We start from the raw sequence: 12371 nt of genomic DNA, 5'->3' as shown, positions 1-12371 counted from the left end.
CCGGGGCTGGAAGGGCCGGGGTCAGCGCGCGGCTGACGTGCGCCCCGGCCGGTCGCCGGGCCGTCCGTGCCCCGGGCGCCACCGCCGCAGCGGCTCCGGTGTCGCCACCGCGCACCACAGCGCCGTCAGGCACAGGACCGACGCCCACCTCACCTGGGTGCCGGTCCACCACGGCTCCCCGGGCACTCCCAGCAGTCCCCAGCGGTCCGGGACCAGCGCCAAGGCCGGGGCGGCCAGGGCCAGCCGGGCCGCCGTCGTCCTGCCCGGCCGGGTGCCGTCCGTGCAGCGGATCACCGCCGTGGCGAGGGCGAGTGCGGTCGTCGCCATGGCCGCCGCCTCCACGGTGACCGGTCCGGCCGGGGGACGGGCGGGGCCCGGTATGAGGAGCAGGGCCGTCGTCCACCACACCGCCGCGACCGGGAGGGCCAGCGCCGTCCGCAGCCCGGCCCGGACCGCCCGGCCCACCGGTGCGGCGGCGGTGGTGTGCCGGGCGGGGTCGTCGAGGATGAACCCGAACGCCACCGCCCCGAGCAGCGCGACCAGCCGCAACACGGCCCATCCCGCGCCCTGGTCGGGCACCCGCTCCGGGAGTCTGGTGCTCCCGGCCAGCAGCAGGCCCCCCGCCCCGGCGAGCGCGGCCGCCCTCCAGGGCAGCGTCCGCCACACCGGCGGCACCAGCGCCCGCAACACCGCCCGAAACAGTGGGCACCTCCCCGTCCGCGACGGGGGACGGCTCTTCATCCGCTGCAGCGGGCCGCTCCTAGACCTCACAGGTCTCCTTCCCCTTCGGCACCGGCACGCCCAGCAGCCGGGCGGTCCGTGCCGTCGTCGTCCGGGGGGACGTCAGGTCCCGCCAGTGCGCCTTGACCCGGGCGGTCACCTCCGCGCGGGGCCGGTCCAGGAGGGCGCGCAGGACCTCGGTCTGCTGGGCCGTCAGGGACAGCGGGTCCGTCGGGGCCAGCACCACGCCCGAGCCGGTGACGTCGTCGTCGAGGCGGAGGTCGTGGAAGGTCGCCAGGGGGTGCGCGTCGCCGCCCAGGGCCAGCCACATGACGGTCACCATGCGGCCGTCGCACAGCGCGTCGGCCCTGGCCTCCGTGCCGGCCACGAGGACCGCGGCCACGCCCACCGCCAACTCGCCGACGCGGTTGCCGCCCCAGCGGGTGCCGACCGTGACCTCACCGGGCGTGGTGGAGGGGGACAGCGTGCTGTCGACCTCCAGGCCCCCGGTGAGGTCGATGCGCTGCCGGACCGTCAGGTGCAGGCCGGACGCCGGGGCGCCGGCCGCCGAGCGCACCCGGTCCACGACCTTCGCCCACTCCCCCCCGCACGCCGTTCCACTCGGGGAAGGCGCAGTACGTCGCCCCGCCACGGGTGGTGCAGGACTGGACCCGCTCCGGTGCCGTGGACGCCGTCCTCCGCGCCGCTTCCAGGGCCGCCGTGTCCCGTGGGAGCTGGCCGACGACGCCCGCCGCGGTGGCCGCGAGGGCGACCGCCGTCACCGCCTTCACCGTGCGCGTGCGGCCACCGGCGACGAGCAGCGCCGCGCAGGCCAGCAGGGCACACAGCCCGGCCAGGTACAGCGCGTGCCAGGAAGCCGGGCGGCCCAGCAGGTCCGACGGGACCGGGTCGCCCCCGCCGCCGCCCGCGTCGAGGACCGGGACGAGCCGCCGCACGCCCTCCGGCGCGCTGTCGGACGTCAGCACGATCACGATCAGGAGGTACGCGGCGACCGCGAACAGTATGGGCACGAAGGTCGAGGGGAGCAGCCGGGCCAGCAGCACGCCGGCCACGCCGGCCAGGAGCACCGTCAACGGCCCGACGGCCAGCTCGCCGAGCGAACCGTGGCCCACCGCACCGGGCTTGAGTGCCGACCAGCCGTAGTCGACGCCGACCAGCAGCGCGGTCAGCAGGACGAACGGCACCACCGACAGCAGGTGTGCCAGCGTGCGGCGCCAGGGCTCCATGGGCAGGACGCCGAACTGGTGGGCGGTGCCGTTCCTGCGGTCACGCAGCACCGCCACGTTGACGGAGAGCAGCAGGGCGATACAGGCGAGCAGCGGGGCGGTCTGGGTGCCCCGGTCCACCGTGTTGAGCACCGGGAAGGCGTCCATGCCCTCCTCGTCCCAGCACTTCCAGACGAGCAGACCGGCTTCGAGCAGGAAGAAGAACAGCACCGGGATCGTCATCACCAGCTCCCGCGCCTCCGCGCGGGCGAGGGCGAGGACGGCCGCCGTGCGCTGGGCGGTGCGGGTGGGGGCGGCGCCGGGCGGGGTGGGGGTGGGCTCCACCGTGGGCTCCTCGACCGTGGTGCTCATGCCGTCACTCCCGCGCTCTCGCCGTCCAGGGTGAGCAGGTAGCCGTCCTCCAGGGTGGGTTCGAGCAGGTCGGCGCCCTCGGGCGGGTCTCCGACGTTGCGGAACGTGCCCGTGCCGGTCCGCCAGCCCGCGCGTGCGGCCGGGTCGCGCCGGTCGCTGCTCCACACCCGGCCGGCCGCCCGCGCCGTCAGCTCGGCGGGGGTGCCCTCGAAGCGGACCCGGCCGTGGGCCAGGACCACCACCCGGTGGCAGAGCATCGCCACGTCCTCCGTCTGGTGGGTGGACAGCAGCACCGTGCGGCCCTCGCCCGCCTCGGCGATCAACTCCCTGAACCGCATCCGCTGTTCCGGATCCAGGCCGACGGTCGGCTCGTCCAGGACGAGGAAGCCGGGGTCGCCGACGAGGGCGGCGGCCAGGGCGACGCGCTGGCGCATACCGCCGGACAGCCGCTTGAGCCGCTTTCCGCGCACCTCGCCGAGGTCGACGGCGTCCAGGACGCGCCGCACCTCCCGGTGGCGTGCCCCGCGGTCGGTCAGCTCCTTGAGGATCGCCACGTAGTCGACGAACGCGAAGGCCGTGAAGTCCGGGTGGAAGCCGGGGGTCTGGGGCAGGTAGCCCAGTTCCCGGCGGAGCGCGAGCCGGCCCGCCGAGCCGCGCGGGTCGTGGCCCAGTGCCCTGAACTCGCCCCCGTCCGGCGGCACGGCCGTGGCCAGCACCCGCAGCAGGGTGGTCTTGCCCGCGCCGTTGGGCCCCAGGAGCCCCGTGACCCCTCGCGTCAGGCTCAGTGAGACGTCGTCGAGGGCGCGCGTGCCGCCGTAGCGGAGGGTGAGGCCGGAGGCCGTCAGCGTGGTGGGTGCGGCGGTCATGCGGTGCTCCCGGAAGGGCAGTGGCCTGCGCGGCCGTCGGGTGAGGGGCGGTGGGCGGAGGCACCGGCCGCTGGGCGGTCGTGGGGTGAGGTGCCGTCGGAGGGGCCGTCACCCGCCGCTCCACGGGGCGACGGGCAGTGGTGCGACGGGGCCCGGGCCGGCGCTGGGGGTGCCGTGCGGCGGTCGGCCGTCATGACAGGTCCCCTCCCGCGATACGGCCCGCCCGCCCGGTGTCGAAGCGGTCCCGGGACTGGACGAGCAGCACGGTCGCCAGGGCCGCCACCCCGGCCGCGGCCGTCTGCCCGGCCGCCGTGAACGGCACGGGCGTGTGGCCGTCGGCCCGCGTGGCGGCCACCAGCAGCAGCGTCAGCCACCCGCCCCCGACCAGGGTGGGCGCGAGCACCGGGCCCAGCCGGGCGCTGAGCGCGAGACCGGTCGCGGTGAGGGCGAGCGCGGGCAGCAGCCAGGCCAGGGCCGACAGGCCGTACCCCGGCAGGGCCAGGGTCGCCAGGCCGTTGCAGGCGAGGCCGGTGGCGAGGACCGCGACCGTGCGGATCATCAGCAGCCGGAAGCCGTGCAGCGGGGCCACGACCGCCATCTCGAAGGTGGGGTCGAGCGACGGGCCGAAGGACAGCGCCACCCCGGCCAGCGGCAGCAGCGGCGCCAGCGCCAGGAAGAGACCGGGGGTGTCCGCCACGCGGACCACCAGCACGGTCATCACCAGCAGCGACAGCACCGCCAGCAGCCAGGAGCGCCGCAGCACCGGCGTCGCCGTCAGCAGGCGCGCGGTGTGGTCGGCGACGCCGAGCCGCAGCAGCAGCCGCTCGAAGGGGCCCGGCCGGGGCGCGTCCAGCTCGGCGTCCAGCCGCTGCCAGCCGGCCTCCAGCACGGCCGGCTCGGTCACCTCCGCCAGCCGCGCCCGGCAGTGCGCGCACGCCGCGAGGTGCGTGTCGGCCGACCAGAGCGAGGGGGGCGCCAACGCGCCGCGGGCGTAGGCCCGTAGGTCCTCCTCGGTCACGTGCCACGTCATGCCGCCACCTCCTGCTGCCACCGCTCGACTCCCCTGCTGTGCGCCAGGGCTCCCCGACCGCGCCCGCGGGCTCTCCCGCCCCGCGGGGGAACACCGCGTCCGTCCACGGCCCCGCGTCCGTGCGCGACCCGCTTCCTTCCGTGCCTGACCCACTTCACGCCAGCGCCTCCCGCAGTTGCTTGCGGGCGCGCTGGGCCCGCGTCTTGACCGTGCCGGCCGGAATGCCGAGCAGGACCGCGGCCTCCCGCGTGCTCAGGCCGTCGATGACCGTCGCCTGGAGGACCGCCCGCAGCTCGGGGGACAGCCGTATGAGGGCCCCGGCGAGGTCCCCGTGCTCCACCCCCGCGAGCACGCGGTCCTCCGCCGACGCCTCGTCCCGGTGGCGCAGCCGTGCCAGCGTCTGACGCAGCCGGCCGCGCGCCCCGTCGTTGCGCAGTGCGTCGACCAGCCGGCGCGAGCCGATGCGCCACAGCCAGCCGGCCACGTCGCCCTCCTCGCGGTAGCGCGCGGTGCCGCGCCACACCGCGAGGAACGTCTCCTGCACGACGTCGTCGACTATCCCGGCGTCGGCGCAGCGGCTGCGCATGCGTGCGCTCAGCCACGGCGCATAGCGCCGGTACAGCTCCTCGAAGGCGTGACGGTCCCCGTGCGCCGCGATGGCCCGCAGCAGCTCCCCGTCGCTTCCCGTTTCGCTCACACCCCCTCATCGGACGAGCCCCGCCCATCGGTTCACGCTCCGCGGGCCGGATTTCCTCGACCCGTGCGCCCCCTCGGGCACCCCATCACGCAGCCGCCCCCCGGCTTGACTTCCGCCCCACCCCTGCACCACCCTTTCACTACTCAATTAGTGAAAGGGTGGTTGCCGTGGTCGAATACCGCATCGACCGCCACAGCGGCGTCGCCACCTACGTCCAGATCGTCCAGCAGACCAAGCAGGCCCTGCGCCTGGGCCTGCTGCGGCCCGGGGACCGGCTGCCGACCGCCCGTGAGGTCGTCGAGGCGACCGCCATCAACCCGAACACCGTCCTCAAGGCGTACCGCGAGCTGGAGCGCGAGGGCCTGGTCGAGGCCCGCCGGGGGCTCGGCACCTTCGTGCGGCGCTCCCTGGGCGCCGCCCCCGCCGACGACTCCCCGCTGCGCGCCGGACTGGGCGCCTGGGCGGCTCAGGCCCGCGAGGCGGGACTGGACCGGGAGGACGTGGCCGCGCTCTTCGCCGCCGTCCTCGACGACGTCTTCCCGGCCCCGGACAGCCCGTCCGGCCACGCCGACCACCCCACGAACCCGAGCAGCAAGCCTGCGCTCCAGGGGGGAGACCCTTCATGACCAGCCGCCCCACCCCGCCGTACGCCCTGCGGGCCGGTGCCCTCGGCAAGCGGTTCGGGCGCCGCGGCGCCTGGGCCCTGCGCGACTGCTCGTTCCGGCTGCCCGCCGGCCGGGTCTGCGCCGTAGTCGGCCCCAACGGCGCCGGGAAGTCCACCCTGCTCGCCCTCGCCGCCGGACTGACCGCACCGTCCGAGGGCGCGATCACCGTGCTGGGCACCGACCCGGCGTCGGCACGCGCGCGGGTCGGATACGTCGCCCAGGACAAGCCGCTCTACCCCCAGCTCACGGTCGCCGAGACGCTGCGCCTGGGCGCCGACCTCAACCCCGGACACTGGGAGCCTTCCGTCGCCGAGGCCGTCGTACGGGCCGGGGAGCTGGATCCCCGGGCGAGGGTCCGGTCGCTCTCCGGCGGTCAGCGCACCCGGGTCGCCCTGGCGCTCGCGCTGGGCAAGCGGCCCGACCTGCTGCTGCTGGACGAGCCGATGGCCGATCTGGACCCGCTGGCCCGGCACGAGCTGATGGGCACGCTGATGGCGCAGGCCGCGCAGTACGGCACCACGATCGCGATGTCCTCGCACGTCGTCGCCGAGCTAGAGGACTCCTGCGACCACCTGCTGCTCGTCGGAGGCGGCCGGGTGCGGCTGGCCGGCGAGATCGACGAGCTGATCGAGGCGCACGCGCGCGTGAGCGCGCCCGCCGAGTCGGCAGACCTGACGGGGCACACGGTGGTCGAGTCCCGCACCACGGGCCGCCAGCTCACGGCCCTGGTCCGGCCCGGCGGCCCGCTGCCCGCCGAGTGGCGGGCCACGCCGCCCGCCCTGGAGGAACTGGTCCTCGCGTACCTGCGCAATCCGCAGGCCGCGCCCCTCACCCCCGCGGAGCCCGCCGACGAGGCCGGCACCGCCGCGGACGCCACCGACCGGACCGGGAACGCCACGGAGGCCGCCGCATGAGCGCCCTCGCCTCCCCCCTGCCGACCGCCCCCGGCCCCCTGCCGGCCGCCCCGGCACGCTCCGCCGCGCTCACCCGCGACCTGCGCTGGCTGCTGCGCCTGCACCGTCCCGCGCTGTACATCTGGGCGGCCCTGGTGGTCGTCCTGGCCGCCGCGCTGCTCTGGCTCGCGGGCCCGTTGACGGACGCGTCCGCCGACGCCTGGCACGACTACGACGCGTGCCATGGCGAGGGGGCCTGCTCCTACTACCAGGACGCGATCCTGCGCTACAAGAACGTGTACGACTGCACGACGATCGCCCTGACCGCGCTGCCCTTCCTCGTCGCCGCCTGGTCCGGTGCCGCCCTGCTCGGTCGTGAGCTGGAGTCCGGCACCGCGCACCTCGCCTGGACGCAGGGCATTTCCCCGGTCCGCTGGCTCGCCGTCAAGCTCGCCGCACCGGCCGTGCTGGTCACCGCGGGGACAGGACTGTTGGTCTGGCTGCACCACCACGCGTGGTCGGCGGCGAACGGCCGCGTGGACACGGCGAAGTCCTGGTACGACGGCCTCACCCTGCACGCCAACGGCCCGACCACGGTCGGCTTCGCCCTCGCCGGGCTCGGCTGCGGGGCGCTGGCGGGCCTGCTGTGGCGCCGCGCGCTGCCCGCGCTGGCGACCGGGCTGGTCGCCACCGCGGCGGTCCGGGTCCTCGTGGACCGGCTGATGCCGCACCTGTGGCCCGCCGACACCTCGGTCACTTCCCTGAGACGGGGCATTCGGGGCGTGGGCATCACCGTCGACGAGGGCATCGTCACCTCCACCGGCGCACACCTCCCACGCCCGCACTGCCCGCCCGAGGACGCGGTGCACGGCTGCACGTCCACCTATGCCAAGGCGGACGCCGTCGGCTTCTTCCAGTCGTACCACCCCGTCTCGCACTTCTGGCCCCTGCACCTGGTCACCACAGCCGTCCTGCTGGCCCTGGTCGTCGTGCTCGGGACGACCGCGTTCGCGCTGGTCAGACGGTCGACCGGCGGAACCGCCCGGAACCGTCGGACAGGAGTCGCCGGATGACCGCGCTCACCGGTGGGCGGACCGTCACCGCGCCGTCCGCCGCCCCGCGCGCGTGGGGCACCGCCCGGACCGTCCTGCGGCTGCACCGCACCGCGCTGCTGCTGTGGGCCGCGGCCGTGGCGGGACTGTCGGGCTGGCTGGTGTGGCTGACGCTGGTCACGGCCCCCGCCGAGCGGGCGGCCGTCGATTGCGGCGGCGAGGACTTCTGCGACAGCACCGTGCCCGGCTTCGGCTTCGGCTTCGGCACCCCGGTCGGCTGGATCGGCACGCTCGTGGCCTACGCCTTCCTCGGCGTGGCCGCGTTCGCGGGCGGCGCGCTGATCGGCCGGGAGGTGGAGTCGGGCACCGCCCGCCTCGCGTGGACCCAGTCCGTCACGCCCACCCGCTGGCTGGCGGCCAAGCTCGCCGTGCCCGCCCTGGTGATCGCGGGCGGCGCGACCGTGCTGGTCCTGGTGTTCCGCTGGTCCTGGGACGCCCATCCCGATCTGGTGTTCCAGGAGTGGAGCGAGGCCGCGGCGTTCCTGGCGCGCGGCCCGGCCACCGTCGCGTACGCCCTGTGCGCCCTGGCCGTCGGCACGCTCACCGCGCTCCTGCTGCGCCGCGCCCTGCCCGCGCTCGGCGTCTCGGTGGCCGCCATGGCGTTGCTGAACCTGGCCCTCACCCGCCTGCGCCCCTCCCTGTGGCCGGAGGTCCACCGCACCTCGGCGACGCAGGTCGTCCCGCCGGAGCACGCGTGGGTGCTGGCCGAGGGCGCCCTGGTCCACGGCCGGCCCCGGACCGGCGTCCCGTACTGGAACTGCGGCGGCGTCCCCGCCGCGGTCCGGCGCTGCCTGGACGACCTGGGCGTCACCGGCTCCTACGCGTCGTACCACCCGCAGTCCCACTACTGGCCACTGCACCTGGTGGAGACGGCGATCGTGCTGACGGTGGCGGCGCTGGCGACCGCCGCGGCCTTCACCGTCGTACGCCACCGGAGGCACTGACGCGGGGACGCCGCGGCGGGGCACCGCCGCCGTCGTCCACGCCCAGCACCCCCCGCGCGTACGCATGCGTGACCCCCGGCCGGGCCACCACGCGTGCGTACGCGCACGGGCACACCCGCCCGCCCCACGACCCGCACCGGCCCCACCGACCCCCGCGGGACCCTCCCCGCTATCCCGCACGTCATGTCTCCGTAACCGGTGATTCAGACGGCCTTGCGACGCTCGGCCAATGAACGCCGCCGTGCCCGAGCCCTCGCCGCCCCCCGACGGGACCGCCGCCGTGCTCCCGCCCGCGCGTTCCGACGCGCCTGTCCCGCTCGTAGCGCGGAACAATGACTCCATGAGCCAGCAGAACTCCGAGGCGAAGATCCAGCACGCGCAGCCCTCCGTGGGCTCCATCGCCGCGCACCGCCCGCACACCGTGGCCGCCGTGGTCTCCGATCTGGAACCCGACCTCGACGCGGACCTCGACGCGTACGAGGACACCGCGGTGGACGGCGTCCAGTTGCCGCAGGGTCGTTTCCTCGACCGGGAGCGGAGCTGGCTCGCGTTCAACGAGCGGGTCCTGGAGCTCGCCGAGGACCCCGACACCCCCCTGCTGGAGCGGGCGAACTTCCTCGCCATCTTCGCCAGCAACCTCGACGAGTTCTTCATGGTCCGGGTGGCCGGTCTGAAGCGCCGCATCGCCACCGGCGTCGCCACCCGCTCCGCCTCCGGCCTCCAGCCGCGCGAGGTGCTGGAGATGATCTGGGCCCGCTCGCGCGAGCTGATGGCCCGGCACGCCGCGTGCTACCACGAGGACGTCGCCCCCGCACTCGCGGAGGAGGGCATCCACCTGGTCCGCTGGAGCGAGCTGGCCGAGAAGGAGCAGGCCCGGCTGTTCACGCTGTTCCGGCATCAGATCTTCCCGGTCCTGACCCCCCTCGCGGTCGACCCGGCGCACCCCTTCCCGTACATATCGGGCCTGTCGCTGAACCTCGCGGTCGTCGTGCGCAACCCGGTCAGCGGCCACAAGCACTTCGCGCGCGTGAAGGTGCCGCCGCTGCTGTCCCGCTTCCTGGAGAGCTCCCCGGGCCGCTACGTCCCCATCGAGGACGTCATCGGCGCGCACCTGGAGGAGCTGTTCCCGGGCATGGAGGTGCTGGAGCACCACGCGTTCCGGCTCACCCGCAACGAGGACCTCGAGGTCGAGGAGGACGACGCGGAGAACCTGCTCCAGGCGCTGGAGAAGGAACTCATGCGGCGCCGCTTCGGGCCGCCGGTGCGCCTGGAGGTCGAGGAGTCCATCGACCGCGAGGTGCTCGACCTGCTGGTGCGCGAGCTGAAGATCTCCGAGGCGGAGGTCTACCCGCTGCCCGGCCCGCTCGACCTGACCGGCCTGTTCCGCATCCACGGCCTGGACCGGCCCGAGCTGAAGTACCCCCGGTTCATCGCCGGCACCCACCGTGACCTGGCCGAGGTCGAGTCGGCGTCCGCGCCGGACATCTTCGCCGCGCTGCGCCAGCGGGACGTGCTGCTGCACCACCCGTACGACTCGTTCTCCACGTCCGTGCAGGCCTTCCTGGAGCAGGCGGCGGCCGACCCGGACGTGCTGGCCATCAAGCAGACCCTGTACCGCACCTCCGGCGACTCCCCGATCGTCGACGCGCTGATCGACGCGGCCGAGGCCGGCAAGCAGGTCCTGGTACTGGTGGAGATCAAGGCCCGCTTCGACGAGCACGCCAACATCAAGTGGGCGCGCAAGCTGGAGGAGGCCGGCTGCCACGTCGTCTACGGCCTGGTCGGGCTGAAGACGCACTGCAAGCTGTCCCTCGTGGTCCGCCAGGAGGGCGAGACGCTGCGCCGTTACTGCCACGTCGGCACCGGCAACTACCACCCCAAGACGGCCCGCCTCTACGAGGACCTCGGCCTGCTCACCGCCGACCCGCAGGTCGGCGCGGACCTGTCCGACCTGTTCAACCGGCTCTCCGGGTACTCGCGCCGTGAGACCTACCGCCGGCTGCTGGTCGCCCCCAAGTCCCTGCGCGACGGCCTGGTCTCGCGGATCAACGCCGAGGCGCAGCACCACCGCGCGGGCCGCCCGGCGTTCATCCGCATCAAGGTCAACTCGATGGTCGACGAGGCGGTCATCGACGCCCTGTACCGCGCGTCCCAGGCGGGCGTGCCGGTCGACGTCTGGGTGCGCGGCATCTGCGCGGTGCGCCCGGGGGTCGCGGGCCTGTCGGAGAACATCCGGGTCCGCTCGATCCTCGGCCGCTTCCTGGAGCACTCCCGGGTGTTCGCCTTCGGCAACGGCGGCGAGCCCGAGGTGTGGATCGGCAGCGCCGACATGATGCACCGCAACCTCGACCGCCGTATCGAGGCGCTCGTCCGGGTCGTGGACCCGGGCCACCGCGCCGCGCTCAACCGGCTGCTGGAGACCGGCATGTCCGACGCCACCGCGTCCTGGCACCTGGGCGCGGACGGCGAGTGGACCCGGCACGCGACCGATGCGGACGGCGCGCCCCTGCGCAACGTCCAGGAGATGCTCATAGACGCCCGGAGGCGCCGGCGTGGCACAGCGACACCATGACCTGACGGACTCCGCGGCCGGGGCCCCGGTGACGGGGGACGCCCTCGCGGGCTACCTCCGCGCCCGGGCCACGGAGTTCCTCCGCGCGCTGCGGCTGCAGCGCGAGGGCGGGTCCCACGGGGGGACCGGCGAGGCGGCCGACGCGGCGCGCGCCCTGCGCCGCTCGGCCCGCCGCATCAGCGGCAGCCTGCACACCTTCCGGGCCCTCCTGGACGCCGACTGGTCGGAGGAGATCCGCCCCGAACTGGCCTGGCTGTCGGGGACGCTGGCCCTGGAGCACGCGTACGAGGCCCGGCTGGAGCGGCTGCTGCTGGCGCTGCACCGGCTGTCGGGCGCGACGGCGCTCCCCGGGCAGGGAGCGGGCGGGGGCGCCCCCCTGCCCGGGACGGCCCACCTCGCCGACCCGGCCGACGCGTCCACCGCGCCCCGGGCCGCCCCGGGCCCGGCCCACCCCCCGGCCGCCACCCGCACCGCGGGCCCGTCCGCCGCCTCCCGCACCACCGCGAGCGCCTCCGCCGCGTCCCGCACCGCCCACACGCCCGCCGGCTCCCGGGCGGCGGGCGCGGCCACCGCCTCCCCCGGCCCCGTGGCCACCGCGCCCGGCCCCGGCCCCGGCATCGACCGCGGGAACCTCACCGTCGGCGCCGCCAAGGCCGGTGCCCTGCTCGACCGCCAGCTCACGCTCGCCCGCACCCGCGCCCACTCCACGGCGCTCCAGGCGCTGGGCTCCTCCCGCTTCCACGCCGTCGCGGACAAGGTCGCCGTCCTGGCCAGCGAGGTCCCCCTGACCCCGGACGCGCCCGGCACCGACCTGGTGCCGCTCGCCACGGCCGCCGAGGAGCGGCTCACCGACGCGGTCGCCGCGCTGCCGCTGGTCACCGCGGGCCACCCGTACAACGCCGAGGCGCTGGTCCACGGGCTGTCCCCGGACACCGCCCCGCACCCCCAGGACGCGCCCTGGCACCAGGTGCGGCTGCTGCTGCGCCTGCACCGGTACGCGCTGGAGGTGCTGCACGGCGACGACGGCCCGCCCGACGTGCGCCTGATCGCCGCGGGCGAGGCCCTGGACCGGCACCGGGACGCCTCCGAGGCGGCGGCCGCCGCGGCCCAGGCGGCGCGTACGCCCCGCATCGCGCCGGCGACGGCGTACGCGCTCGGCGTGCTGCACGCCGACCAGCGGCACGAGGTGGAGGCGGCCCGGTACGCGTTCCAGCGGGCCTGGCAGAGACACGCCGTCCACACGGCGTGACCCCCACCCCCCTTCCACTCCGTCG

11 protein-coding genes are annotated in these 12371 nt (G+C 75.7%); 6 read left to right on the top strand and 5 right to left on the bottom strand.

What is annotated here, in order from left to right:
- Positions 1-21: 21 nt before the first annotated feature.
- The 5 genes from E4U92_RS23375 to E4U92_RS23355 all read right to left on the bottom strand — a co-directional run bounded on the left by E4U92_RS23375 (position 22) and on the right by E4U92_RS23355 (position 4911).
- Positions 22-690, bottom strand: coding sequence for an ABC transporter (locus E4U92_RS23375; protein WP_137302423.1), 669 nt, complete (start codon positions 688-690; stop codon positions 22-24).
- Between the two features lie 488 nt (positions 691-1178).
- A complete protein-coding gene (locus E4U92_RS23370) occupies positions 1179-2318 on the bottom strand; it encodes a hypothetical protein (protein WP_229862583.1) in 1140 nt (379 codons plus the stop codon).
- On the bottom strand, positions 2315-3184 hold the full coding sequence (locus E4U92_RS23365; RefSeq protein ID WP_137302422.1) for an ABC transporter ATP-binding protein: 870 nt from the start codon (positions 3182-3184) through the stop codon (positions 2315-2317). The genes E4U92_RS23370 and E4U92_RS23365 overlap by 4 nt, the downstream gene beginning before the upstream one ends.
- Before the next feature lie 190 nt (positions 3185-3374).
- Entirely contained in the window at positions 3375-4214 is an 840-nt protein-coding gene (locus tag E4U92_RS23360) for a cupin domain-containing protein (RefSeq protein WP_137302421.1), read from the bottom strand.
- A gap of 154 nt (positions 4215-4368) precedes the next feature.
- Complete coding sequence (locus E4U92_RS23355) at positions 4369-4911, bottom strand: RNA polymerase sigma factor (protein WP_137302420.1); 543 nt, start codon at positions 4909-4911, stop codon at positions 4369-4371.
- Between the two features lie 167 nt (positions 4912-5078).
- On the opposite strand from E4U92_RS23355, the gene E4U92_RS23350 reads away from it, so the two are divergent.
- The 6 genes from E4U92_RS23350 (at position 5079) to E4U92_RS23325 (ending at position 12346) form a co-directional block, all read left to right on the top strand.
- The gene (locus E4U92_RS23350) at positions 5079-5537 is read left to right on the top strand and encodes a GntR family transcriptional regulator (RefSeq protein ID WP_137302419.1); all 459 of its coding nucleotides are present in this window, start codon (positions 5079-5081) and stop codon (positions 5535-5537) included.
- Positions 5534-6490: an ABC transporter ATP-binding protein gene (locus E4U92_RS23345; RefSeq protein WP_137302418.1), complete on the top strand. Its 957-nt coding sequence runs from the start codon at positions 5534-5536 to the stop codon at positions 6488-6490. Before E4U92_RS23350 ends, E4U92_RS23345 begins: the two co-directional genes overlap by 4 nt.
- Complete coding sequence (locus E4U92_RS23340; protein ID WP_137302417.1) at positions 6487-7542, top strand: ABC transporter permease; 1056 nt, start codon at positions 6487-6489, stop codon at positions 7540-7542. The genes E4U92_RS23345 and E4U92_RS23340 overlap by 4 nt, the downstream gene beginning before the upstream one ends.
- Positions 7539-8525 carry a hypothetical protein gene (locus E4U92_RS35980; RefSeq protein ID WP_168725180.1) on the top strand — a complete coding sequence of 329 codons (987 nt, stop codon included), beginning with the start codon at positions 7539-7541 and terminating at the stop codon, positions 8523-8525. The genes E4U92_RS23340 and E4U92_RS35980 overlap by 4 nt, the downstream gene beginning before the upstream one ends.
- Positions 8526-8865: 340 nt before the next feature.
- The gene (locus tag E4U92_RS23330) at positions 8866-11097 is read left to right on the top strand and encodes an RNA degradosome polyphosphate kinase (protein WP_137302416.1); all 2232 of its coding nucleotides are present in this window, start codon (positions 8866-8868) and stop codon (positions 11095-11097) included.
- Positions 11078-12346 carry a CHAD domain-containing protein gene (locus tag E4U92_RS23325; RefSeq protein WP_229862586.1) on the top strand — a complete coding sequence of 423 codons (1269 nt, stop codon included), beginning with the start codon at positions 11078-11080 and terminating at the stop codon, positions 12344-12346. Before E4U92_RS23330 ends, E4U92_RS23325 begins: the two co-directional genes overlap by 20 nt.
- The last annotated feature ends 25 nt before the right edge of the window (positions 12347-12371 follow it).

This window comes from Streptomyces galbus (genome assembly GCF_005280195.1).
GTDB classification, from domain to species: domain Bacteria; phylum Actinomycetota; class Actinomycetes; order Streptomycetales; family Streptomycetaceae; genus Streptomyces; species Streptomyces galbus.
Note: the sequence above shows the minus strand (reverse complement) of the source record. Positions and strands in the feature narration are given on the sequence as shown.

What these genes read in the sequence shown, in the direction of transcription:
- E4U92_RS23330 (WP_137302416.1), top strand. Translation starts at nt 8,866, where the DNA reads ATGAGCCAGCAGAACTCCGAGGCGAAGATCCAGCACGCGCAGCCCTCC.
- E4U92_RS23365 (WP_137302422.1), bottom strand. Translation starts at nt 3,184, where the DNA reads ATGACCGCCGCACCCACCACGCTGACGGCCTCCGGCCTCACCCTCCGC.
- E4U92_RS35980 (WP_168725180.1), top strand. Translation starts at nt 7,539, where the DNA reads ATGACCGCGCTCACCGGTGGGCGGACCGTCACCGCGCCGTCCGCCGCC.
- E4U92_RS23340 (WP_137302417.1), top strand. Translation starts at nt 6,487, where the DNA reads ATGAGCGCCCTCGCCTCCCCCCTGCCGACCGCCCCCGGCCCCCTGCCG.
- E4U92_RS23360 (WP_137302421.1), bottom strand. Translation starts at nt 4,214, where the DNA reads ATGACGTGGCACGTGACCGAGGAGGACCTACGGGCCTACGCCCGCGGC.
- E4U92_RS23370 (WP_229862583.1), bottom strand. Translation starts at nt 2,318, where the DNA reads ATGAGCACCACGGTCGAGGAGCCCACGGTGGAGCCCACCCCCACCCCG.
- E4U92_RS23345 (WP_137302418.1), top strand. Translation starts at nt 5,534, where the DNA reads ATGACCAGCCGCCCCACCCCGCCGTACGCCCTGCGGGCCGGTGCCCTC.